At 67.5% G+C, this 22,737-nt stretch carries 22 protein-coding genes and 1 tRNA gene; 22 read left to right on the top strand and 1 reads right to left on the bottom strand.

What is annotated here, in order from left to right; all coding sequences use genetic code 11:
• The first annotated feature begins 40 nt into the window (after window positions 1–40).
• Window positions 41–2,869 carry a TonB-dependent receptor domain-containing protein gene (locus tag ACWPWT_RS00420; RefSeq protein ID WP_454278110.1) on the top strand — a complete coding sequence of 943 codons (2,829 nt, stop codon included), beginning with the start codon at window positions 41–43 and terminating at the stop codon, window positions 2,867–2,869.
• A 123-nt stretch (window positions 2,870–2,992) separates the two neighbouring features.
• On the opposite strand, the gene ACWPWT_RS00415 is transcribed toward ACWPWT_RS00420, so the two are convergent.
• Complete coding sequence (locus ACWPWT_RS00415; protein ID WP_454278109.1) at window positions 2,993–3,664, bottom strand: prolyl hydroxylase family protein; 672 nt, start codon at window positions 3,662–3,664, stop codon at window positions 2,993–2,995.
• 105 nt (window positions 3,665–3,769) lie between these two features.
• Between ACWPWT_RS00415 and ACWPWT_RS00410 the strand changes: the two genes are divergently transcribed.
• The 21 genes from ACWPWT_RS00410 (at window position 3,770) to ACWPWT_RS00310 (ending at window position 22,737) form a co-directional block, all read left to right on the top strand.
• The gene (locus tag ACWPWT_RS00410; protein WP_454278108.1) at window positions 3,770–4,612 is read left to right on the top strand and encodes a type II secretion system protein N; all 843 of its coding nucleotides are present in this window, start codon (window positions 3,770–3,772) and stop codon (window positions 4,610–4,612) included.
• A complete protein-coding gene (gene gspD / locus ACWPWT_RS00405) occupies window positions 4,609–6,831 on the top strand; it encodes a type II secretion system secretin GspD (RefSeq protein ID WP_454278107.1) in 2,223 nt (740 codons plus the stop codon). Before ACWPWT_RS00410 ends, gspD begins: the two co-directional genes overlap by 4 nt.
• 85 nt (window positions 6,832–6,916) lie before the next feature.
• Complete coding sequence (gspE, locus tag ACWPWT_RS00400; protein WP_454279857.1) at window positions 6,917–8,422, top strand: type II secretion system ATPase GspE; 1,506 nt, start codon at window positions 6,917–6,919, stop codon at window positions 8,420–8,422.
• Between the two features lie 372 nt (window positions 8,423–8,794).
• On the top strand, window positions 8,795–10,018 hold the full coding sequence (gene gspF, locus ACWPWT_RS00395; RefSeq protein ID WP_454278106.1) for a type II secretion system inner membrane protein GspF: 1,224 nt from the start codon (window positions 8,795–8,797) through the stop codon (window positions 10,016–10,018).
• A 17-nt stretch (window positions 10,019–10,035) separates the two neighbouring features.
• Window positions 10,036–10,491, top strand: a complete 456-nt coding sequence (gene gspG / locus ACWPWT_RS00390; protein WP_454278105.1) for a type II secretion system major pseudopilin GspG — start codon at window positions 10,036–10,038, stop codon at window positions 10,489–10,491.
• Window positions 10,488–11,093, top strand: coding sequence for a GspH/FimT family pseudopilin (locus tag ACWPWT_RS00385; protein ID WP_454278104.1), 606 nt, complete (start codon window positions 10,488–10,490; stop codon window positions 11,091–11,093). The genes gspG and ACWPWT_RS00385 overlap by 4 nt, the downstream gene beginning before the upstream one ends.
• Window positions 11,094–11,253: 160 nt before the next feature.
• Window positions 11,254–11,607 (top strand): type II secretion system minor pseudopilin GspI, encoded by a 354-nt coding sequence (gene gspI / locus ACWPWT_RS00380; protein ID WP_454278103.1) that lies wholly within the window; start codon window positions 11,254–11,256, stop codon window positions 11,605–11,607.
• On the top strand, window positions 11,604–12,329 hold the full coding sequence (gspJ, locus tag ACWPWT_RS00375) for a type II secretion system minor pseudopilin GspJ (RefSeq protein ID WP_454278102.1): 726 nt from the start codon (window positions 11,604–11,606) through the stop codon (window positions 12,327–12,329). The genes gspI and gspJ overlap by 4 nt, the downstream gene beginning before the upstream one ends.
• Complete coding sequence (gene gspK / locus ACWPWT_RS00370) at window positions 12,322–13,311, top strand: type II secretion system minor pseudopilin GspK (protein WP_454278101.1); 990 nt, start codon at window positions 12,322–12,324, stop codon at window positions 13,309–13,311. Before gspJ ends, gspK begins: the two co-directional genes overlap by 8 nt.
• Window positions 13,311–14,393: a type II secretion system protein GspL gene (gspL, locus tag ACWPWT_RS00365; RefSeq protein ID WP_454278100.1), complete on the top strand. Its 1,083-nt coding sequence runs from the start codon at window positions 13,311–13,313 to the stop codon at window positions 14,391–14,393. The genes gspK and gspL overlap by 1 nt, the downstream gene beginning before the upstream one ends.
• The gene (gene gspM / locus ACWPWT_RS00360; protein WP_454278099.1) at window positions 14,390–14,863 is read left to right on the top strand and encodes a type II secretion system protein GspM; all 474 of its coding nucleotides are present in this window, start codon (window positions 14,390–14,392) and stop codon (window positions 14,861–14,863) included. Before gspL ends, gspM begins: the two co-directional genes overlap by 4 nt.
• 29 nt (window positions 14,864–14,892) lie before the next feature.
• Window positions 14,893–15,585 carry a type II secretion system protein N gene (gene gspN, locus ACWPWT_RS00355; protein WP_454278098.1) on the top strand — a complete coding sequence of 231 codons (693 nt, stop codon included), beginning with the start codon at window positions 14,893–14,895 and terminating at the stop codon, window positions 15,583–15,585.
• Between the two features lie 48 nt (window positions 15,586–15,633).
• A tRNA-His gene (locus ACWPWT_RS00350) sits at window positions 15,634–15,710 on the top strand.
• 132 nt (window positions 15,711–15,842) lie between these two features.
• On the top strand, window positions 15,843–16,889 hold the full coding sequence (locus tag ACWPWT_RS00345; protein ID WP_454278097.1) for a Glu/Leu/Phe/Val dehydrogenase dimerization domain-containing protein: 1,047 nt from the start codon (window positions 15,843–15,845) through the stop codon (window positions 16,887–16,889).
• 131 nt (window positions 16,890–17,020) lie between these two features.
• On the top strand, window positions 17,021–17,476 hold the full coding sequence (locus tag ACWPWT_RS00340) for an SUF system Fe-S cluster assembly regulator (RefSeq protein ID WP_454278096.1): 456 nt from the start codon (window positions 17,021–17,023) through the stop codon (window positions 17,474–17,476).
• The gene (sufB, locus tag ACWPWT_RS00335) at window positions 17,476–18,939 is read left to right on the top strand and encodes a Fe-S cluster assembly protein SufB (protein ID WP_454278095.1); all 1,464 of its coding nucleotides are present in this window, start codon (window positions 17,476–17,478) and stop codon (window positions 18,937–18,939) included. Before ACWPWT_RS00340 ends, sufB begins: the two co-directional genes overlap by 1 nt.
• Window positions 18,936–19,265, top strand: a complete 330-nt coding sequence (locus tag ACWPWT_RS00330; protein WP_454278094.1) for a hypothetical protein — start codon at window positions 18,936–18,938, stop codon at window positions 19,263–19,265. Before sufB ends, ACWPWT_RS00330 begins: the two co-directional genes overlap by 4 nt.
• Entirely contained in the window at window positions 19,252–20,004 is a 753-nt protein-coding gene (sufC, locus tag ACWPWT_RS00325) for a Fe-S cluster assembly ATPase SufC (protein ID WP_454278093.1), read from the top strand. The genes ACWPWT_RS00330 and sufC overlap by 14 nt, the downstream gene beginning before the upstream one ends.
• Window positions 20,001–21,080 carry a SufB/SufD family protein gene (locus ACWPWT_RS00320; RefSeq protein ID WP_454278092.1) on the top strand — a complete coding sequence of 360 codons (1,080 nt, stop codon included), beginning with the start codon at window positions 20,001–20,003 and terminating at the stop codon, window positions 21,078–21,080. Before sufC ends, ACWPWT_RS00320 begins: the two co-directional genes overlap by 4 nt.
• On the top strand, window positions 21,077–22,282 hold the full coding sequence (locus ACWPWT_RS00315; protein WP_454278091.1) for an aminotransferase class V-fold PLP-dependent enzyme: 1,206 nt from the start codon (window positions 21,077–21,079) through the stop codon (window positions 22,280–22,282). The genes ACWPWT_RS00320 and ACWPWT_RS00315 overlap by 4 nt, the downstream gene beginning before the upstream one ends.
• Window positions 22,279–22,737, top strand: coding sequence for an SUF system Fe-S cluster assembly protein (locus tag ACWPWT_RS00310; RefSeq protein ID WP_454278090.1), 459 nt, complete (start codon window positions 22,279–22,281; stop codon window positions 22,735–22,737). The genes ACWPWT_RS00315 and ACWPWT_RS00310 overlap by 4 nt, the downstream gene beginning before the upstream one ends.

Below are 22,737 nucleotides of genomic sequence, written 5' to 3'. Positions count from 1 at the left end.
CCCCGGCTTTCCTCCATATATCTGATCGGATGAACCGGCCATGCAGCGACGCCTCGCTTATGCCTCCCTCCTTCTGCTGACCTCGCAGCTCGTCGCGCCCGCTCTGCTCGCGCAGACGGCCGGTGCGCCGCCGCAGACCAGCACCACCGCGACCAGCCCCGATGGGCAGGCCACGCCGCAGAGCCAGACCCCGACGGGCCAGGACGGTCAGTCGACGGAAGAGCCGGTCGAAATCTCGGCCCCCGGCGTCGATAGCTCGGCCAGCAACGAGATCGTCGTCGTCGGCCGCAACATCCCCAACACGATCCGCGCCACGCCGCAGATCGTCTCGGTCCTGTCCGCCGCCGACATCGCGCGCACGGGCGAGGGCGACATTGCGGGCGCGCTGACCCGCGTCACCGGCCTGTCGGTCGTCGGCGGCGGCTTCGTCTATGTCCGCGGTCTGGGCGATCGCTACTCCTCGTCGCTGCTCAACGGCTCGCCCTTGCCCAGCCCCGAGCCGCTGCGCCGCTCGGTCCCGCTCGACATCTTCCCGACCACGATCGTCGGCTCGGCGCTGGTCCAGAAGACCTATTCGGTCAACTACCCCGGCGAGTTCGGCGGCGGCGTCATCAACCTGACGACCAAGGCGATCCCGGCGAAGAACTTCATCTCGGGCGGCTTCACCGTCGCGGCCGACGATGTGACGACCAGCGAGCTGGGCTACACCTATGCGGGCGGCGATGCCGACTGGCTGGGCTTCGATGACGGCACGCGCGGCGTGCCGCAGTTCGTGCGCGACGTACAGGCGGGCAAGGGCTCGGGTATCGTTCCCGCCGCGCAGGTGGCTGGCCTGTCCAACGCCTCGACCACCTTGCTCCAGCGCAACAACCAGCTGCCCGCCAATCTGTCGGGCGAAATCTCGGCCGGCTCGGTCTTCGACATCGGCAGCGACCGCCTGGGCGTGATCTCCTCGCTCTCGCTCTCCAACACCTTCCGCACCCGCTCGGCGATCCAGCAGGACTCGGTGTCGCCCGACGGCACGATCCGCAACGATTTCCGCACGCTGTTGACCGACAATCGCATCGTCGCCAATGCGCTGGTCGGGCTGGGCTATGAATTCGGCGACAACACGGTGCGCTGGACCAACGTCTATATCCACGACACGCTGAAGCAGGGTCGCGGCTCGGCGGCGGAAGTCTACAACAATGCCAGCGGCCTGCGCTTCCAGCAGAACACCAACTGGTTCGAGCGCCAGCTGATCGAAAGCCAGCTCGTCGGCGAGTTCAAGCTGACCGACGCGTTGAAGTTCGACGCGCGCGGCGCCTTCGCGAACTCCAAGCGCAATGCGCCCTATGAGCGGCAGTTCGACTATCTCTGTTCCGCACGGACCAGCAACGGCCTGCCGATCAGCTATGACGGCGCGAATGGCGCAGGCGGATTCCAGTGCAACGGCGCCTATCAGGTGACGCAGCGCTTTACCCCCTTCGCCTCGATCATCTTCTCGGAATTGAACGAGAATCTGTGGACCGGACAGGCCGATCTTTCCTACAAGATCGACAGCGACCGCCCGATCACGCTCAGCACCGGTTATTTCTACCAGGGCACGGACCGCTATTCGAGCCGTATCCAGTTCAACTATCAGACCAGCGACGGTGCGGGCACCGCGCCGGGCTTCCCGTACAATCTCTATCGCCCGGACTATCTGTTGAGCCCGGACGTCATCAACAATGCCTGCCCCTTGCGCGGGCAGGGGGCGTGTACGCTCCAGTTGCAATTCTCGACCCAGGCGGGCGCTTATGCGTACGACGCGAAGCTGAACGTCCATGCCGGTTATGCGCAGGCGGAAGCGGAAGTGACCGACGGCCTGCGTGCGGTGGCGGGTCTCCGTTACGAGACGGCGGTCGAGACGGTGACGCCGGTACAGAGCGCCACCACGCGGCTGAAGAACGACTATTTCCTGCCCGCCGGTACGCTGACCTGGAATTTCGCCGCCGACATGCAATTGCGCGCGAGCGGCGCGAAGACCATCTCGCGCCCGCAGTTCCGCGAATTGGCGCCGCAGCAGTTCCGCGACCCGGATTCGGACCGCCTGTTCTTCGGTAACCCGAACCTGCGCGACAGCGAGTTGTGGAACCTGGAGGCGCGCTACGAATGGTTCTACGCCCGCGACCAGCGCTTCACGCTGGCGGGTTTCTATAAGCGGATCAAGAATCCGATCGAACAGGTCGGCTTCTACACCGGTGCGGACGACCGGTTGCAGACGGGCTTCACCTATCTGCCTTCGGCAATCCTTTATGGTGCGGAAGTCGAGTTGCAGAAATATGTGCCGCTGGCCGGACTGGGTGGGGATTTCTTCGCCACCCGCCGCCTCGTCGCGATCGCGAACTACACCTACACCAAGTCGAAGATCAATGCGGACGCGACCTGCGTGCCCAACCCGGCATCGGCGGCGGGTTCGCCGGGGCTCGCGGGCTGTGCCTCGGGCTTCGGCCCCGCGCGGCTGCTGTTCCGGGACGGGGCTTCGCTGACCGGCCAGTCGGATCATCTGGTCAACCTGCAACTGGGCCTGGAGGATACCGCCGCGCTGTCGCAGATCACGCTGCTGTTCAACTATGCCAGCAACCGCGTGACCAATCGCGGGCCGTCCAACCTGTCGGGTACGGGTTTCCAGCCGGACATCGTCGAGGTGCCGGGCATCCGCCTCGACCTCGTGGCGCGGCAGGGCTTCGAGTTGATGGGCGGCAAGTTCGAATTGAAGGCCGAAGCCCGCAACCTGACCCGCACGCGGTATAACGAGCGGCAGGATTTCGGGAATGGCCGGTTCGTGTATCTGAACCGCTATGATCTGGGCCGCGTGTTCTCGCTGGGGATCAGCACGACCTTCTAATCCCTTAGGCGGGTTTCGGTGATGGGCCGCCGTCTGGGGTGATCCGGACGGCGGCTTTTTTCCGTTTGGGGAGGGGGCGGGGTGTGGGCTTCGACTTCGCTCAGGACGAACGGAGGTTCGTCTTCACCCCCGCCAGGGCAATTCCCGATACCATTTGGTGATGACATATTTCACCCCCGCCCGCACCTTCATCGCCTGATGCAGCGTGGCGGGGTTGGTCGAGCCGTCCGCGCGACGGTTGCTCCAGGCGACCAGCTTGCCGGGTTCGGGCTGGATCATCTTGTCCACCACCTTGAACCGCGTCGCGCCGCCCGCTTCCGGCGTGTTTAGATACAGCATCACCGTCCAGGTCCGGTTGCCCGACAGGGCGCAATAGCGATGATAGTCCAACCCCTCGGGCTCGAAATAATCGGTATGCTGCTTGAATTCCTGCCCCACGGCATAGCGCTGTCCCTGGATCGGCTCGCCATATTCGCCCGACAGGCCGGTCAGCATCGCGATCCGCCGTTCGGTTTCGGTCACGGCCGGATCGTCCGCGGGCAGGTCGCCGGTCTCGCTGGTGCGATAGGCGGTGTCGCCATTGGCGTCGGCGATGGTCGAAGGGCGGCGGACCGCATCGATTCGCGCCATCAGCACGGCGCACAGATCGGGCGGCAGAACGTCGCGCGCGATGAACAGCGTCAGCTTGGGGCTGGGCAGGCGCTGCACGCCCGGCATGGCGCTCAGCCGCGCGACGATCGGTGTCGGATCAAGACCATTGCCCAGTGTCGGCAAGTTCGTAGCGGGCCTGTTCATCGCAATGTCCATGTGAAACGAGTATGACGAACATGTTTCGGGGGTTTGACGCAAACGTGTAACATGCCATGCCTAGTGGCTGAAAAGCGGATGGGGTCTTATTTCATGCGGTTGAGGCTCGACGCGCGCGGGCGCCGATTGTTGCGGCGCTTGCCGGTCGTGAATGTCTACTCGGTGGCCGAACTGGCCCTGATGGCGGGTCTCGCCGTTCAGGGTGCGCGGCTGCTATGGGTGATTGTGACGCCGATTTCGCCGCTGGGCGACTGGCGGCCGGCCGCCCCTGTCGTCGCAGGTTCGACGGCGGCGATCCTCGAAGGCTTCGACCCGTTTTTCCGCTTGCAGGGCGCACAGGCCGCCCCGGCTGCCGTCACCAACCTTCAGCTGACCCTTTACGGCACCCGGATCGACGAGGCGATGGGACGCGGCTCGGCCATCGTCGCGGGGGCCGACGGCGTCCAGCGTTCGGTGTCGGTCGGCGAGGAAATCCAGCCGGGCGTCACGTTGAAGGCGGTGGCGTTCGACCATATCACCATCGATCGCGGCGGTGCGACCGAGGATCTGTATCTCGACCAGTCCGACGCGCCACCCGCCACCGTCTCCGCCCCGGTCCCGGGCGCGCCGTCCGCGCCGCTATCCGGCCCCGTTCCGCCCCAGGGTGGCGTTGCGATCGCGCAGTTGCGCAGCGATATCAGCTTCATCCCGCGGCTGGACGGCGGGCGCGTCTCGGGCCTGGTCGTCCGACCGATGGGTTCGGGTGCGGCGTTCCGTGCGGCGGGCCTGCGCGAAGGCGATATCGTTACCGCACTGGGCGGGCGCCCCGTCAGCGGGCCGGGCGACCTTGACCGGCTGGCAAGCGATTTCGCACAGGGCGGTTCTCTCTCCATCACGGTCGAGCGGGGCGATCAGACGCTGCCGCTCTCCCTTCAGATTGCGGCACCACGGCCATGAAGAAGCTCGTCCTCGGTTCGGTTCTGGCGCTCGCCCTGGCGACGGGGGCGCAGGCGCAGACCACGCTCAACGTCCGCGACGCCGATATCCGCGCCTTCATCGCCGATGCCGCCAAGGTGACGGGCCGCACCTTCATCATCGACAGCCGGGTCAACGGCAAGGTGACGGTGGTGACCGACCGACCGCTGTCCCGGTCCGAATATTTCGAGATTTTCCTGTCGACGCTGCGCTCCAACGGGCTGGTCGCGGTGCCGACGTCGGGCGGGGCGTTCCGGGTGCAGCCGGTGGACAATGCCGCGTCGCAGCCCAGCCGGATCGGATCGGCGGGGGCGAACCGCAATTCCTATGTCACCGAGATTATCCGCCTGCGCGCGATCGACGCGCCGAGCGCGCTGGAGACGGTGCGCCCGCTGGTCAGCGCGCAAGGGTCGGTGACGGCGAACCGCGCGGGCAACAGCCTGGTCGTGGTCGACTTCGCCGACAATATCCGCCGCATCCGCGAGGTGGTTCGCCGGATCGACGCAGACAACGCGTCGACCCGCGTCATCGCGCTGAGGAATGCGGGCGCGCGCGAGATCGCGACCGCGCTCCAGACGCTGGCGGGCGGCGGCGGTGGCGGGCAGGGCGGCGCGCCTGCGCAAGGCGGAACCGGCGTTTCGGTGGTCGCGATCGACAGTTCCAATTCGATCGCTCTGCGCGGCGATCCGTCGAGCGTGGCGCGCTTCGCCCAGATCGCGATCGACCTGGACAACAAGGCGAAGAGCGGCACCGAGATCCGCGTCGTCTTCCTGCAAAATGCCGATGCCGAGCAGCTTTTGCCGGTGCTCCAGCAACTGGTCGGCCAGACGCCCGATCCGGTGCAGGAAACCACCCTGTCGCGCGGCAGCTTCACCCAGACCAATTCCCAGGCGGGCTCGGCGGCGGGCACCGCGATCGCTCAGCGTATCCAGCCCGTGGCGCAGCCCCAGGCGGCCGGTGCCCCCGGAGCCGGCGGCCAGAGCGGACAGCAGCCCGCGATCAGCACGCAAGGCGGGCGGACGGCGGCGGTCGTCACCCGCTTCACCGGCGCCAACGCCATCGTGATCGCCGGCCCCGCCGACATCCAGCGCCAGATCGGCGAGGTGATCCGCCAACTCGACGTACGCCGCGAACAGGTACTGATCGAGGCGATCGTCGCCGAAGTGTCCGACCAGACCGCGCGGCGGCTGGGGGCGCAATTCCTGCTCGGCAGCCTGTCGGGCGGGGCGTTCGCCGCATCGACCTATGGCAACACCGCGCCCAACATCCTCCAGATCGCAGGCGCGGTCGGGGCGAACACGATCGGCGGCACCACGACCACGGTGGTCGCGCCCGACGGCACGCGGACCACGACCAACGTCCCCAACCAGGCCTATAGCCAACTGACCCAGTCGGCGGTTCAGTCGATCCTGGGCACCACCGGCGGCTTTGCCGGCTGGGGCGGGCAGATCGGCGACACGGTGTTCGGCGCGATCATCAATGCGGTGAAGAGCGACACGACCTCCAATCTGCTCCAGGTCCCGCACATCATCACGCTCGACAACCAGCAGGCGCACAGCCTCGTGGGGCAGGAAATCCCGGTGACCACCGGCCAGGCGCTGTCGAACAATTTCGACAATGCCTTCCGCACCGTGCAGCGCCAGAATGTCGGCATCCAGCTCGACGTGAAGCCGCAGGTCAATGCGGGTGGCTCGCTGAAGCTCTATGTCCGGCTGGAGGTGAGTTCGATCGCCGGACCCGTGTCGAGCAACAACAGCGAGCTGATCCTCAACAAACGCGCTTTCGAGAATGTCTTCACCCCCGATGACGGCCAGATCACGGTCATCGGCGGCCTGCTTGACGACAATGAGCGCCGCACCATCGAGAAGATCCCGCTGCTCGGCGACATACCTGGCCTGGGCGCGCTGTTCCGCTCCAAGGCGCGCAGCCGGTCCAAGACGAATCTGATGGTCTTCATCCGCCCGACCATCCTGCGCACCCCCGAGGACAGCCGCCGCGTCACGGAGCAGCGTTACGGCTATCTCCGCCAGCTTCAGGGCTATGCCCAGCCCGGCGTCGAGCCGTCGATCGACGAGCTGGTCCGTGATTACATGAACGCCGCGCCGCCCATCCCGCATGCGCCGATGCCCGGCAATATCGAGGACCCGCGCATCGCGGTCCCCGTCGCCAAGTCGGTCGAACCGATCAAGCGCCGTGACTGACGAGCCGCAATCCGTCTCTTCCGGGGATATGGTCCCCCTGCCGCTGGGGGCCGCCGAGCCCGTCGGTGGCGGCGATGCCTTGCCCATGTCGCCGGTGGAGGAAACGGTGGAGGCGCTGGAGCTGGTCGCGCCGCTGACCATCCCCTATGCCTATGCGCGCAAGTTCGGCACGGTGGTGCAGGCCGCGGACCCGCTGACCATAGCATTGCGCGACGGGGCGGACCCGCGCGCACTGATCGAACTGCGCCGCCATATCGGCCGCCCCTTCGCCGTCGCACGGGTCGAGGCCCCCGCCTTCGACCGGCTCCTGTCCGACGCCTATGCGATGGACGGACAGGCGACCGCGATCGCGGCGGTGGGCATGGGCGACGAGCTGGACATGCTGGCCGACGGCATCCCGACCGCCGAGGACCTGCTCGACACCGCCGACGACGCGCCCGCCATCCGTCTGATCAACGGCATCATCGCCGACGCCGCGCGCAACGGCGTGTCGGACATCCATATCGAGCCCTACGAGACCGGCCTGGTCGTGCGGATGCGGATCGATGGCGTGCTGCGCGAGACGCTGCGCATGCCGCCGCATGTCGCGCCCGTGGTGGTCAGCCGTATCAAGGTCATGGCGCGGCTCGACATCGCCGAACGCCGTGTGCCGCAGGACGGGCGCATGGCGCTGACTTTGGGCGGCAAGCTGCTCGACGTGCGCGTCTCGACCCTGCCCAGCCGGGCGGGCGAGCGGGTGGTGCTGCGTATCCTCGACAAGGAGAATGCCGGGATCGACCTCGACGCGCTGGGGATGAACCCGGCCATGTACGCGCTGCTGCGCGAGGCGCTGAGCGAGCCCAACGGTATCATCCTGGTCACCGGACCTACGGGCTCGGGCAAGACGACCAGCCTTTATGCCGCGCTCCGCCTGCTCAACGATGGCAGCCGCAACATCCTGACCGTCGAGGACCCGGTCGAATATGCGGTCGAGGGAGTGGGGCAGACCCAGGTCAATGCCAAGGTCGGCCTGACCTTCGCGGCCGGATTGCGCGCGATCCTGCGTCAGGACCCGGACGTGGTGATGGTCGGCGAAATCCGCGACCGCGAGACCGCCGAGATCGCGGTGCAGGCCTCGCTGACCGGGCATTTGGTGCTGTCGACCGTGCACACCAACGACGCGGTCGGCGCGATCACTCGGATGCGCGACATGAAGGTCGAGCCGTTCCTGCTCGCCTCGACCCTGCGCGCCGTCATCGCGCAGCGGCTGGTGCGGCGGCTGTGCCCGGCGTGCAAGCGGCCGGTGAAGGCCAAGCATACGGTGGCACCGCTGCTCGGGATCGAGAACAAGGCGATCGTGTATGAGGCGGTCGGCTGTCCGCAGTGCAATGGCACCGGGTATAAGGGGCGGACCGGCGTGTACGAGGCGGTGCGCGTCGACGACACGATCCGGCGGCTGATCAACGAGGGCGGCGACGAACAGGCCATCGCGGCCCATGCCTTTGCCCGACAGCAACCGCTGGCGGCGGCGGCGCGCGCGCTGGTGCTGGATGGCGTGACGACGGCGGAAGAAGCCATCCGCGTGTCCCGCCGCGATTCCGAAGCGGGGTGAGGGGGGTGTCTATCGTCCCATCACGATCCTCCACCCCGGCGAAGGCCGGGCTGCAGTCGCCATGCGTCACGAATTCGGGTTCACGCGAAGCCGCGAAGCCGCGAAGAAGAAGGGAGTGTTCGCGCAGAGGCGCGGAGGGCGCAGAGAGGTTGTCTTTGCCGCGCCAGCGGCCGTCATCTTTCGCTCAGTTGAAAGAACAGAGCGCTGCCGCGCGCCAGACACCTCTGCGTCCTCTGCGCCTCTGCGCGAACCCATCTTCTCTTCGCGGCTTCGCGGCTTCGCGTGAGATAAAATCTCGATCCCATATACCTCATTGCAACTGGACCCCGGCCTTCGCCGGGGTGGTGCGGTGTCATGGGGTGAGGCACTGACATGGCCGGGTTCGACTATGTCGCCATCGACACCAAGGGTGCGGAGAGGCGCGGGTTCATCCCTGCCGAAACCAGCGACGCCGCCCGCGCCGCTCTGGAGAAACAACGGCTCTATGTCGTCTCGGTCAAGCCGGGCAGCGGCGATACCGCCGAACGCCGCCCGCTCTTCGGCCTCAAACTTGGTCGGACGCGCATGTCGGTCAAGCAACTGACGCTGTTCACCCGCCAGCTCGCGACGCTCAACCGCGTCTCGCCGCTGGAAGAGTCCCTGCGCACCATCACCCGCCAGACCGAACAGGAACGGGTGCGCGCGATCGTTTCTACGGTGCATCAGGGCGTCACCGAAGGCCGCCGCCTTGCCGACGCGATGGCGCGCGAGCCCAAGAGTTTCCCGCCGCTCTACCGCGCGATGGTCGCGGCGGGGGAAAGTTCGGGGACCCTGCCGACCATTCTCGAACGGCTGGCGGCGCTGTTGGAGCGGCAGGCGGAAATTCGCGGCAAGCTGATCACCGCGCTCGCCTATCCGACGATCCTGGCGGTGGTGGCGCTGGGCGTCGTCACCGCGCTGATGATGTTCGTCGTGCCGCAGGTGGTCGAACAGTTCGATACGGTCGGGCAGGAACTGCCGTTCCTGACGCGCATGGTGATTGGGGTGTCGGACCTGTTGGTCGGCTGGTGGTGGTTGATGGCGGGGATCGCGATCGTCGCAGGGCTGGGTCTCTGGCGCGCGCTGAAGGTGCCGTCGATCCGGCTGTCCTTCGATACATGGCTGCTGAAACTGCCGCTGCTGGGCCGGTTGCTGCGCGATCTGCATGCCGCGCGGATGGCGCGTACCCTGGGGACGATGGTGGCGAGCCGCCTGCCGCTGCTCGAGGGGCTGACGCTGACCGCCGGGACCATTCACAATCGCCGGTTGCGGGTGGCGTCGGATGCGATCGTCGATGCGATCCGCGGCGGCGGCAGCCTGTCGGCGGCGATGCGGCGGGCGGGGGTGTTTCCGCCGCTGCTCACCTATCTGGCGGCCAGCGGCGAGGCGGCGGGGCGTCTGGACGAGATGCTGGAGCGCGCCGCCGATTATCTGGAGCGCGAGTTCGACCGCTTCACCGCCACCGCGCTGTCGCTTCTGGAACCAGCGATCATCGTCGTGATGGGCGGCGTGGTTGCGACGATCGTGCTATCCATCCTGTTGCCCATCCTCCAGCTCAACACGCTGGCGGGACAATAGCCCATGAGGACAAGTTGATGCGTAACCCCACCCCCCGGCGGACTCGCCGCAAGCGCCCGGCCAACGGCTTTACCCTGGTCGAACTGATGGTCGTGATCGTCATCATCGGTCTGCTGGCGACGATCGTGGCGCTGAACGTCCTCCCCTCGGGCGATACCGCGCGCGTCCAGAAGGCCAAGGCCGACATCGCGCAGATCGAGGGCGGGCTGGAGATGTACAAGCTCCAGAACCTGACCTTCCCGACGACGTCGCAGGGCCTTCCGGCGCTGGTGTCGATGCCCGCCGGCCTCGCCGATCCGTCGCGCTATCAAAAGGGCGGTTATCTGAAGAAGCTGCCCGACGACCCCTGGGGCCGTCCGTATCTCTACGCTTCGCCCGGCCAGCATGGCGAGGCGGATGTCTGGACGTACGGCGCCGACGGCAAGGAAGGCGGCGAGGGGATCAACGCGGATATCGGCAACTGGGATAAGTGAGCAGGGCCGCCCGCCTGGATGCCGGGAACGGCGGCGGGCGGGGCCTGCGCGTGGTGAGGCGAGGGACCTCATCCCGATCCTCCGTTCAGCCTGAGCGAAGTCGAAGGCCAGGCCGAGCCCTCACGCCATGCACTTCGACTTCGCTCCGTGCCAACGGAGCGAAGGAGTCGGGCTTCACCCTGGTCGAGCTGATGGTCGTCATCACCGTGATTGGCCTCGCCTCCGCCATCGCGGTCTGGTCGCTGCCCGATCGACGCGGACGCGTGACCGACGAGGCGCTGCGCTTCGCCGCGCGCGTCCGCGCCGCGCATGACGTGGCGGTGGTCGAGGCTTCGCCGGTCAGCATCTGGGTGACGCGCGGCGGCTATGGCTTCGACCGGCGAACGGACGGCGCGTGGAGCCCGATGACCGCCAAGCCGTTGCGCGTCGCCCAATGGGAGGAGGGTACCCAGGCCCTGATCCCCGATGCGAGCGGGCGGGTGCGGATCACCTTTGACGTGACGGGGCTGGCCGATCGCCCGGTCGAACTCCGCCTGACCCGCGAGCGGGCGAGCAGCATTGTCCGGATCGGCGCCGACGGCACGGTGCGGGTCGATGGTTGAGGGGCGTTTCAATCCTCCCCGGCACGGGGAAGTGGCAGACCAAAGGCCTGACGGAGGGGGGCTTCCACGAGGGGCACGCTATGCGGCCCGCTCCCTCCACCATCCTTCGGATGGTCCCCCTCCCCGTGCCGGGGAGGATGGCTTTACCCTCATCGAGATCATGGTCGCGCTGGCGGTGTTCAGCCTGGCGGCGATGGCGCTCGTCCGGCTGGAGAGCGCGACGATCCGGGGTGCCTCGATTCTCGACGAGACGCTGGTGGCCCAGATGGTCGCGCGCAATGTCGCGATCTCGGCCGTCACCGACCCGCAGGCGCCCGCGCTAGGGCGGACCAGCGGCGCGGAGGTGAATGGCGGGCGAAGCTGGAAATGGACCCGAATCGTCAGCGGGACGGGCGATGCGCGCTTGGTGCGGATCGATGTCGCGGTCGCCAATGCCGGGGGGAGCATTGTCGGGCGGCTGACGATGGTGCGTCCGCCGATGGCGACGGCGGCGATCGGGGTGGCGGCATCGTGAAGTTCACCTTGCACCACCCCGGCGAAGGCCGGGGTCCAGCTTCGGCGGACCTTGAAAGGGCGGGCAAATGTCGCTGCGCGCCTCATTCCAACGGCTTCACCCTGGTCGAAGTGATGGTGGCGCTGCTCATCTTCTCAATGCTGGCCGCCGCCGCCGTGGCGATCCTGTCGTTGAGCGTGCGGGCGCAAGCGGTGACGGGCCAGAAGCTCGACGCGATGTCGGCGGTCAGCCGGACGACCGCGATCCTGTCCGCCGACCTGGCACAGGCGGTCGACCGGCCGACCCGTGACGAGGGCGGCGTACAGACCCCGGCCATGGTCGCCGGGCCCGATGCGATGCGGTTGGTGCGTGCCGGTTGGAGCAACCTCGACGCCGCACCGCGGCCGTCATTGCAGAAGGTCGCCTATCGCCTGAACGGTGACGTTCTGGAGCGGGTCGCCTGGCCGCTGCTCGACGGGGCCGCGCCGATGGAGCCTGCCGCGCTGATGGACCATGTCCGTGAGTTGCATCTGCGCTATCGGTTCGGCGGCGCATGGCTCGACCAGTGGCAGGGGCAAGCGGGCGTCGCGCTGCCCCAGGCGGCGGAGGTCACGATCGTTCGCGATGACGGCATGATCTTCCGGCAATTGTTCCTCATCGGCACCGGCTATGTCAGCGTGCCGAATGGGATGTCGCCGAGCAGCTCTCCGACCCCCAGCCCGACCGCGACACCCAATGGCTGAGCCCCGGCCCGGTCCGGGCGAACGCGGAGCGGCTCTGCTGACCGTCCTGATCCTCGTCGCGGTGATCGCGGTGCTGGCCGCGACCGCGCTGGAGAAGCTGCGGCTGTCGACTCGGCTCGGCGGCAATGCGGTGGCGATCGAGCAGGCGCGCGGATATGCCTATGCGGCGGAGGCGCTGGCGATCATCCGCATCGGCGATCTGCTGGAGCGCGCCCAAGGCAAGGTCTCGCTGCTCGGCGGGTGGAGCGATCGGCCCTTCGCGCTGCCGCTGGGGGACGGGGTGGGCGGCGGAACGGCGGTGGCGCGCGTGACCGATGGCGGCAACTGCTTCAACCTGAACGGGCTGGCGCAACCCATTCCCGGTCAGCCCGGCGTGCTGATCGGCAACGCGGTCGAGGTCGCGCATTTCGGCCGGCTAATGCGGCTGCTCGGCATCCCCGATCAGGTCGCGGTGCAGGTGGCGACGGCGACCTCCGACTGGATCGACAGCGACCAGAATCCGCAAGGGGGCGGGGCGGAGGATGCGCTGTATCTGGCACGCGATCCGCCTTACCGGACCGGTGGTGCCATGATGGCGGATGTCAGCGAGTTGCGGATGGTCAACGGCGTCACGCCCGAACTCTATGCCACGCTGCGCCCCTGGATATGCACCTTGCCCGAGGCGAAGCCGACCAGCGTCAACATCAACACCTTGGCGCCCGAGCAGGCGCCGCTCGTCGCGATGGCGCAGATCGACACGATTTCGCCCGCCGGCATCGCTCAGGCCCTTTTGCGTCGCCCGCCGCAAGGCTATGCGGACGCGAGCGATTTCTGGGCGCAGATACCGGGGGCGAGCGGCGCGGGCGGGGTGGCGACGACGACCCGCTGGTTCGATCTGCGGATCGACGTGACGCTGGGCAGCGTCCAGGTCAATGAACGCGCCCTGGTCGATGCGTCGCGACTGCCGCCGCGACTGGTGGCGCGGAGATGGGGGGAAGAGTGATGAGTGCGACCAACCTCCTGTTCCTGCCGCCGGGCGAGGGCGGCGACTATCGCTGGATGCGGATCGAGGACGCCCGTGTCGCGGCGGCGGGCGAGGGGCTGCCCCAGGGCGATGGCGATGTGATCGCGGTCGCGCCCGCCGATGCGGTGGCGCTGCACTGGGCGGAGATTCCCGCCCGCTCGACCGCGCAGGCGGCTGCCGCCGCGCGATTGCTGGCGGCGGAGGTCAGCGCCGCGCCGATGGACGAACTCCATGTCGCGGTCGGCGAGGACGAGGCGGGGAGCCGAGCGATCGGCATCGTCAATCGCGGGGCAATGGCGGGATGGCTCAGCCTGTTGGCGGGCAAGGGGATCGATCCGGTCGCGGTCGTGCCGGCGCCCTTGCTGTTGCCCCGCCCCGAACAAGGCTATGTTCGCGGCGACCTGGCGGGGCAAGGCGTGGTGCGCGGGCGCGCGTCGGGCTTTGCCGACGAACCGGGCTTTACCGAGATCGTGGCAGGCGACGAACCGCTTGCCGATCTCGACGCCGACGGGATCGAAAGTGCGCTGGGCGTGGCGGTGGCGGCCCCGGCGCTCGACCTGCGACAGGGGATGTTCGCGCGGCGGCGGAGCTTTGTGATCGACTGGCGGCTGGTGCGACGGCTCGGCTGGCTGGGGCTGGCGATCGTCGCGGTGACGCTGGCGATCGATCTGGTGCGCTGGACCAAATACAGCTTCGCCGCCGACGCGACCGAGGCGAAGATCGAACAGGTCGCCCGCACCGCGCTGCCCCGTGGCGAGACGCTGGTCGATGCCGACCGGCAATTGACCGAGCGGCTGGCGGCGGTGCGCGGTCCGGGCCAGGGGTTCAGCCGAACGGCGGCAGCGGTCTTTTCGGCGGTCCGCAGCGTGCCTGGCAGCGAGTTGACCGCGATGGATTTCCAGCCGAGCGGCGACATAAGGCTGGGCGTGGCGGTGGACCGCGAGGCGCTGGCCACCGACCTGAAGCGCGCGGTCGAGGCGCAGGGCTTCACGGTCCAGCCGAGCACCTTCGTCGCGGCGAATGGCCGGATCACGGGAGAATTCACGGTGCGCGCACGATGAGGGCGTTGAGGCTCTGGTTCGATGGGCGGTCGACCCGCGAGAAGCGGCTGTTGCTGGTCATGGCCGCGCTGCTGATCGTCACGATCATATGGGGCGGCATCTTGCGGCCCATGGGCGACGGCTTGTCGAGCGCGCGCGAACGCCATGCCGATGCGGTCATCCGACTGGGCGAGGCGGAGGCCATCGCGGACGAACTGCGCCAGCGCCGCCGCCGTCCGGCCGCTTTGTCGGGAACGCTGGCCGACACGGTGCGGGTGTCGGCAGAGCAGGCAGGCTTTACCCTGTCCGCGCTGACCGAGGATGGCCCTGGCCGGGTCCGCGCGCAGATCGCCGCGGCCCGGCCCGCCGCGCTGACGCCGTGGCTTGCCCGACTGGAGCGGGGCGGGGTGCTGGTCGAACAGGCGACGCTGACCGATAATGGCGACCGCACAGTCGGCGTGGCGCTGCTCCTGCGGAAGCGGGTGGTATGATGCGCTTGCGGCTTACTACGCGACCCTCGGTGTTGTTCGCGGCAATGCTGGTCGTCGCGCTGATCGTCTTTCTGCCCATGCGGCTGGCGCTGGGTGCGACGGGCCTTGCCGATGAAGGGCTGAGCGCGCGGCGCGTCGGCGGCACCATCTGGGGTGGCAGCCTGTTGGAGGCGCGGTTCGGGGAGGTGGCGTTGGGTGATCTGCGCGTCTCGCTCTCACCCCTTGCGCTGCTGCTGGGACGGGCGCGTCTGGCGTTCGAGGGGGCCGGGGTCGATGGCCGTCCGATCATCGGCGCGGCGACGATCAGCCGTCATGCCATGGGAATCGATGGCGTCACCGCCAGCCTGCCCGCTGCCGCCTTGTTTGCGCCACTCCCCGTCACGACGCTGATGCTGGAGGATGTGACCGTCCGCTTCCGCGACGGCGTGTGCGAGGAGGCGGGTGGTCGCGTCCGGGCGACGGTGGCGGGCGAGGCGGGCGGCCTGCCCTTGCCCCCGATGATGATGGGCAATGCCCGGTGCGAGGCGGGGGCATTGCTGCTGCCGATGACGGGGCAGGGGGGTACGGAGGCGGTGAACCTGCGCATCCGCCCCGATGGTCGCTACACCGCGGATCTGGTCCTGACGCCCGGTGATCCGGCGGCGGCGGCGCGGCTGGAGCAACTCGGTTTCGTCGCGGGCTCGGGCGGTGGATACCGACTTTCGGCGGAAGGGCGCTTTTGACCGCTTGACGAATGGCGGTCATCCCGTTTAGGGGCGCAAGCCTTCGCGGCGACCGTAGTTCAATTGGTTAGAGCGCCGGCTTGTGATGCCGGAAGTTGCGGGTTCAAGTCCCGTCGGTCGCCCCATTCTTCCCGGCCATTTCTCTGGCCACGGCACCGGCCCCTTTCGTGCCCGTGTCCCCCCTAAATCCTCACCGATAGGGTGGCCGGATCGGAAGACTCGGTCCGGTTCCGCTTTTGTCGGACCGAAGGACGAGCATGACGAACTGGGGCTTTCCCGATTTCGACGCGCATGAAGGCGTGCATCTGTTCACCGATCCCGCTTCGGGGTTGCAGGCGGTCATCGCGGTGCATTCCACCCATCTCGGCCCGGCGGCGGGCGGCGCGCGCTTCTGGCATTATGCCACCCCCGCGCTCGCCATCACCGACGCGCTGCGCCTGTCGCGCGGCATGAGCTATAAGAATGCGATGGCCGGCCTGGCGCTGGGCGGCGGCAAGGGCGTGGTCCTGGCGGCCAAGCCGGGCGACGTCATCACCACTGCGCAGCTCGAAGCATTCGGCCGCGCGGTCGAATCGCTCGGTGGTCGCTACGTGACGGCCGAAGACGTCGGCATGTCCGAGGAGCGGATGAAGGTCATCGCGACTCAGACCCGCTATGTCTCCGGCCTGCCGGTCGCGAGCGGCGCGGCGGGCGGCGACCCCGGCCCCTACACCGCACACGGCGTCTATCTGGGCGTCAAGGCGGCCGCCAAGCGCGGGCTGGGCGCGACCGATATGAAGGGCGTGCGCGTCGCGATCCAGGGCGTCGGCTCGGTCGGCGGCGGGCTTGCCAAGCTGCTCGCCAAAGACGGCGCAATGCTGACCATCGCCGACGTCGACCAAGCCCGCGCCGAAGCGATGGCGGCGGAGCTGGGTGCCAGCGTCGCCTCGGCCGACGAGATCCTGTTCGCCGATGTCGATCTGGTCAGCCCCAATGCGCTGGGCGCGGTGCTGACCGCCGATTCGATCCAGCGGCTGAAGGCCAAGGTCGTCGCGGGCGGCGCCAACAACCAGCTGGCGACCCGTGAGGACGGCGCACGCGTGGCGGAAGCGGGCATCCTCTATGCCCCCGATTATGTCATCAACGCGGGCGGCATCATCAATGTCGGCTTGGAATATCTAGGCCAGGGCGACGAGGCGGAGGTCATGGCGCGCATCGCCAAGATCCCCGAGCGGCTGGAACAGGTGTGGCAGCGCTCGGCCGAGACGGGCCATCCCGCCTCGGACGTGGCGGACGAGATCGCGCAGGGCCTGATCGGGCGCTGACTATCATTCCTCCCCTTGCAGGGGTGGAAGAGTTGATCACACCCATCGAAATTCCCGCACGCATTCGCGGTTGACGAACCGTCCCCCCGCGCCCATTTGCCAATCGGACCAAATCCATCCGATTGGAGATCATGCGCCTTTCCAGCCTAGCCGATTATGCGGTCGTGATGATGACCGCCGCCGCGCGCGAGGGTGCCGGCGGGCGGAGCAATGCGACTCTGCTGGCCGGGCAGACGGGCGTGCCGCTGCCCACCGCGCAGAAGCTGGTCAGCCGTCTGGCCACCGCCGGGCTGATCGAAAGCACGCGCGGCACCGGCGGCGGCATCCGACTGGCGCGCGACGCGGATGCGATCAGCCTGGCCGATATCGTCGAGGCGGTGGACGGCCCGATCGCGCTGACCGCATGCGTCGAGGGGGCCGCGCATGACTGCGGCTTGGAAATGCAATGTCGCGTCCGGCCGCATTGGCATGTCGTCAATCAGGCGGTACGCGCCGCCTTTTCCGGGGTGACGCTCGCGACGCTCGCCGCCGATCCTGTTGAATCGCAAGTGATGGACGCTCGCCCGCGTCCGGGGGTATTCGCCTGATGGCCACGAAGAATGCAGAGGCGCTCGCCGCCGCCAACAAGAAGTATGAGTGGGGCTTCGCCACCGAGGTCGAGCAGGACTTCGCGCCCAAGGGGCTGAGCGAGGACACGGTCCGCTATATCTCGGCCAAGAAGGGCGAGCCCGAATGGATGCTCGACTGGCGGCTGAAGGCGTTTCGCCTGTGGCAGACGCTGGAGACGCCCGACTGGGCCAAGCTGAACATCCCGCCGATCGACTATCAGGACGCGTATTACTACGCCGAGCCCAAGCAGAAGAAGACGATCGCGTCGCTGGACGAACTCGATCCCGAAATCCGGCGGACCTACGAGAAGCTGGGCATCCCGATCGCCGAGCAGGAAGTGCTCGCGGGCGTCGAAGGCGCGCGCAAGGTCGCGGTCGACGCGGTGTTCGACAGCGTCTCGGTCGCGACCACCTTCCGCAAGGAGCTGGAAGCGGCGGGCGTCATTTTCCGCTCTATCTCCGAGGCGATCAAGGAGTATCCCGAACTGGTCCGCAAGTGGCTGGGCAAGGTTGTTCCGCAGCGCGATAACTATTTCGCGACGCTCAACTCGGCGGTCTTCTCGGACGGCACCTTCGTCTACATCCCCGAGGGTGTCCGCTGCCCGATGGAGCTGTCGACCTATTTCCGCATCAACGCGGAGAATACCGGCCAGTTTGAGCGCACGCTGATCGTTGCGGACAAGGGGGCCTATGTCTCCTATCTCGAAGGCTGCACCGCGCCGATGCGCGACGAGAACCAGCTGCACGCGGCGGTTGTCGAGCTGGTCGCGCTGGACGATGCCGAGATCAAGTACTCGACCGTCCAGAACTGGTATCCGGGTGACGAGAATGGCGTCGGCGGCATCTACAACTTCGTCACCAAGCGCGCGCTGTGCCAGGGCAAGAACAGCAAGGTGTCGTGGACGCAGGTCGAGACCGGCTCGGCGGTGACGTGGAAATACCCGTCCTGCGTGCTGGCGGGCGACGGCTCGGTCGGCGAGTTCTACTCGGTCGCGGTGACCAACAATCGCCAGCAGGCCGATACCGGCACCAAGATGATCCATCTGGGCAAGAACACCCGCTCGACCATCGTGTCGAAGGGCATTTCGGCCGGGCGCTCGGACAACACCTATCGCGGCCTCGTCCGCGTGGCGGCGACCGCCGAGAATGTCCGCAACTTCACCCAGTGCGACAGCCTGTTGCTGGGCGACCAGTGCGGCGCACACACCGTGCCGTATATCGAGGTCAAGAACCCCAGCGCGCAGATCGAGCATGAGGCGACGACCAGCAAGATCAGCGAGGACCAGCTCTTCTACGCGATGAGCCGTGGGTTGGATCAGGAAGCGGCCGTCGCGCTGATCGTCAACGGCTTCGCGCGCGAGGTCTTGCAGCAGCTCCCGATGGAGTTTGCGGTTGAAGCGCAGAAGCTGCTGGGGATTTCCCTCGAAGGGAGCGTGGGGTGATTTTGTTCGCACCGCTTTTGTCATTGGCGGGATCGGTGGGGCAGCAAATGCCTGCGCCGCCCGCCAACGAGATTAGCGTGGTGGGCAACAAGCTGCGTAAGTTGCAACTAGACCTCAATGTCGATGCAGGTCGGATGACGGCGTGCCGTGCCAAGGTTTCGAGTGGTGACCGCTTCATCGACGACGTTGCCTGTGAATCGGCCCGTGTTTGTATAGGCAAGCGCTCCTCTGCCCGGATCGGGCTTATGAATTGCATCAATGATGGTGTCGTCGCGGCGGTGGCCCGCGAGCGCGCCAAGGAAGAAAGCCGCAATGCTGAAAATTGAAAACCTCCACGCCGAGATTGACGGCAAGCCGATCCTCAAGGGCCTGACGCTTGAGGTGAATGCGGGCGAAGTCCATGCGATCATGGGCCCCAACGGCGCGGGCAAGTCGACGCTGGGCTATGTCTTGGGCGGGCGTCCCGGTTACGAAGTGACCGAGGGTTCGGTGACGTTCGACGGCGTCGACCTGCTCGAGCTGGAGCCGAACGAGCGCGCCGCCGCCGGCCTTTTCCTGGGCTTCCAATATCCGGTCGAGATCCCCGGCGTTTCCAACGTCCAGTTCTTGCGCGAGAGCCTGAACGCCCAGCGCGGGCAGCGGGACGAAAAGCCGCTGTCGGGTGGCGAATTCCTGAAGCTCGCCCGTGGGCAGGCCGATGGGCTGGGGCTGAACCAGGACATGCTCAAGCGTCCGGTCAATGTCGGCTTCTCCGGCGGCGAGAAGAAGCGCAACGAGATGGTCCAGATGGGCATCCTGAACCCCAAGTTCGCGATCCTGGACGAGACGGACTCCGGCCTCGACATCGACGCGCTGCGCATCGTGGGCGACGGCATCAACCGCATCATGCGCGCCCCCGACAAGGCGGTGCTGCTCATCACCCATTATCAGCGGCTGCTCGACTATGTGCAACCCGACCGGGTGCATGTGCTGGCCGATGGCCGCATCGTGCGTTCGGGTGGCCCCGAACTCGCGCTCGAGCTGGAGCGTGAGGGCTATGCGGGCGTCGAGGGAGCGGCGGCGTGACCACCACGCTGGAACTCCCCTCGACGCGTGAGGAGGCTTGGCGCTGGGCCGATATCGACGCGTTGCGCCGCGCGGCGGAGAGCGAGCGGGCGGTGCCGGTCGCGGGCGCGGATCGCTTCCTCGATCTGCCGGGCGCGCGGTTGCTGTTCGTCGACGGCGTGCTGGATGAAAGCGTCAGCAGCCTTGGCCCGGTTCAACTGACCCAGATCGACGCCAGCGACCATCCGCTGGGTAAGCAGGCGCTCGGGCGCGGCTGGTCGCTGCGTCTCGATCGCGACGCAGTCGCGGAGCCCGTGCAGATCGTCCATGTCGCCAGCGGCGCGGCCAATCACCTGCCCGCCGAGATCGTTCTGGCCGAGGATGCGGCGGCGCAGGTCTATGAGACCTATGTCGGGCACGGCTGGACCAACCGGCTGACGCGGGTGAAGCTGGCGGCGTCGGCGCGGCTGATGCGCGCGGTGCGGTTGTTGCAGGATAACGGCTTCGTGTCGCTGCGCGAGGAAGCCGAGTTGGGTGAGGGTGCGAGCCTGACCGCGACCTTCCTGGCCGCCGGGACCATGGGCGCGCGGATCGACGGCGGGATCACCCAGACCGGTGATGGTGCTTATGCCGAGTTCGGTGGTGCGCTGCTGACCAAGGGCGAATTGAAGCAGGAGTGCGCGGTGGGCCTGCGCCATGCCGCGCTTAACGGCCAGAGCCATCAGTTGTGGCGCGCGGTTGCTGCCGATCGCAGTCAGGCGAGCCTCGCTGCACGTGTCGAAGTGGCGCGTGATGCGCAGAAGACCGATGGCGAACAGTCGCTTCGCGGCCTGCTGCTCCAGCGGACCGCGACGGTGAACCTGAAGCCCGAGCTGGAAATCTTCGCCGACGACGTGAAGTGCGCGCATGGCGCGACCGTGGGCGAACTCGATGCCAAGGCGCTGTTCTACATGCAGAGCCGTGGCATTCCCAAGCCGCGTGCACAGGCGCTGCTCACCCGAGCTTTCGTCGCCGATGCGATCGACCGGATCGGTAACGAGGTGGTGCGCGAGGCCTTTGCGGCGGACGCGGACGCCTGGCTGGAGGCAGCGCTTTGACGAGCGCCACGCCTCTCGACCGAGTGGCAGATTTCCCTGCCATCCCGGACGGCTGGGCCTATCTCGACACCGCCGCGACCGCGCAGAAGCCGCAGGCCGTGATCGACGCGATCACCCGCGCCTATGACACCAGCTATGCCACCGTGCATCGCGGCGTCTATCAGCGTTCGGCCGACATGACGCTCGCCTATGAGGCGGCGCGCGAAGCGACCGCGCGGTTCATTGGCGCGGGGTCGTCGAACGAGATCGTCTTCACGCGCGGCGCGACCGAGGGGATCAACCTCGTCGCGCAATGCTGGGCTGCGACCCATCTGAAGGCGGGCGACCGCATCCTGCTGTCAATGCTGGAGCATCATTCCAACATCGTGCCGTGGCAGATGGTCGCCGAGCTGTTGGGCGTCGCGATCGACGTGCTGCCGCTGACGGCGGATCACCGCATCGACCTGGACGCGATGGACCGCATTCTGACCCCGGCGCATAAGCTGGTGTCGCTGGGCCATGTGTCGAACGTCCTGGGCTCGATGCTCGACGGGCGTCGTGCAGCCGATCTGGCGCATCGGGTCGGCGCGAAGATCCTGCTCGATGGGTGCCAGGCGGTGCCGCGCATCGCGGTCGACGTGGGGGCACTCGATTGCGACTTCTACGTCTTCTCGGGTCATAAACTCTATGGCCCGACCGGCATCGGCGTGCTGTGGGCGCGGCCTGAGCTGCTCGAGGCGATGCCGCCCTATCAGGGTGGCGGGTCGATGATCGACCGGGTGAGCTTCGAGAAGACCACCTACGCCCCGCCGCCTGGCCGGTTCGAGGCGGGGACGCCGCATATCGTCGGGGCGCTCGGGCTTCATGCAGCGATCGATTACGTGTCGGCCATCGGGCTGGACGCGATCCATGCGCATGAGGCGGCGCTCGTTACCAGGGCGCGAGAGGGGCTGTCGGCGATCAATTCGGTGCGGCTGCTGGGCCCGGAAGACTCCGCCGGAATCGTCAGTTTCGCGGTCGAGGGGGTTCATCCCCACGACATCGGCACCATATTGGACGAGAGCCGGGTGGCGATCCGCGCAGGCCATCACTGCGCCCAACCCCTGATGGAGGCGCTCGGCCTGCCCGCCACCGCGCGGGCGAGTTTCGGCGTGTATAACGGACCGGATGACGTCGCGGCGCTGGTGGATGGCGTCCGGCGGGTCACGAGGATTTTCGGATGAGCAGTTTCAAGATCGAAGAGGTCGAGAGCGTCGAGCAGCCGCCCAAGGCGCGCGTGCAGGACGTGGTCGAGGCACCGGCCGAGCGGCAGCGCGACTATCTGTCGGGCTTCCTCTCGCAAAAGCCGACCGCCGACGATCCGACCCAGCCGGGCGGCGCGCTGTATGACGGGATCATCGACGCGCTGAAGGACATTTACGACCCCGAAATCCCGGTCAACATCTATGACCTGGGGTTGATCTACGGCGTCGAGGTGACCGAGGGCGGCCATGCGATCGTGACCATGACGCTGACCACCCCGCATTGCCCGGTCGCCGAGTCGATGCCGGGCGAGGTCGAACTGCGCGTCTCGGCCGTGCCGGGAATTGCGACAGCCGACGTCAACCTGATCTGGGACCCGCCCTGGGACCCGCAGAAGATGTCGGACGACGCCAAGCTCGAACTGGGGATGCTCTGA

This window comes from Sphingomonas sp. Marseille-Q8236 (assembly GCF_965112005.1).
Note: the sequence above shows the minus strand (reverse complement) of the source record. Positions and strands in the feature narration are given on the sequence as shown.

Coding starts and splice junctions, on each gene's coding strand:
- sufB (WP_454278095.1), top strand. CDS start 17,476: ATGGCCACGAAGAATGCAGAGGCGCTCGCCGCCGCCAACAAGAAGTAT.
- ACWPWT_RS00345 (WP_454278097.1), top strand. CDS start 15,843: ATGACGAACTGGGGCTTTCCCGATTTCGACGCGCATGAAGGCGTGCAT.
- gspG (WP_454278105.1), top strand. CDS start 10,036: ATGCGTAACCCCACCCCCCGGCGGACTCGCCGCAAGCGCCCGGCCAAC.
- gspI (WP_454278103.1), top strand. CDS start 11,254: ATGGTCGCGCTGGCGGTGTTCAGCCTGGCGGCGATGGCGCTCGTCCGG.
- gspL (WP_454278100.1), top strand. CDS start 13,311: ATGAGTGCGACCAACCTCCTGTTCCTGCCGCCGGGCGAGGGCGGCGAC.
- gspF (WP_454278106.1), top strand. CDS start 8,795: ATGGCCGGGTTCGACTATGTCGCCATCGACACCAAGGGTGCGGAGAGG.
- gspK (WP_454278101.1), top strand. CDS start 12,322: ATGGCTGAGCCCCGGCCCGGTCCGGGCGAACGCGGAGCGGCTCTGCTG.
- ACWPWT_RS00415 (WP_454278109.1), bottom strand. CDS start 3,664: ATGAACAGGCCCGCTACGAACTTGCCGACACTGGGCAATGGTCTTGAT.
- gspD (WP_454278107.1), top strand. CDS start 4,609: ATGAAGAAGCTCGTCCTCGGTTCGGTTCTGGCGCTCGCCCTGGCGACG.
- ACWPWT_RS00420 (WP_454278110.1), top strand. CDS start 41: ATGCAGCGACGCCTCGCTTATGCCTCCCTCCTTCTGCTGACCTCGCAG.
- gspE (WP_454279857.1), top strand. CDS start 6,917: ATGTCGCCGGTGGAGGAAACGGTGGAGGCGCTGGAGCTGGTCGCGCCG.
- ACWPWT_RS00340 (WP_454278096.1), top strand. CDS start 17,021: ATGCGCCTTTCCAGCCTAGCCGATTATGCGGTCGTGATGATGACCGCC.
- ACWPWT_RS00410 (WP_454278108.1), top strand. CDS start 3,770: ATGCGGTTGAGGCTCGACGCGCGCGGGCGCCGATTGTTGCGGCGCTTG.
- sufC (WP_454278093.1), top strand. CDS start 19,252: ATGCTGAAAATTGAAAACCTCCACGCCGAGATTGACGGCAAGCCGATC.
- ACWPWT_RS00310 (WP_454278090.1), top strand. CDS start 22,279: ATGAGCAGTTTCAAGATCGAAGAGGTCGAGAGCGTCGAGCAGCCGCCC.
- gspM (WP_454278099.1), top strand. CDS start 14,390: ATGAGGGCGTTGAGGCTCTGGTTCGATGGGCGGTCGACCCGCGAGAAG.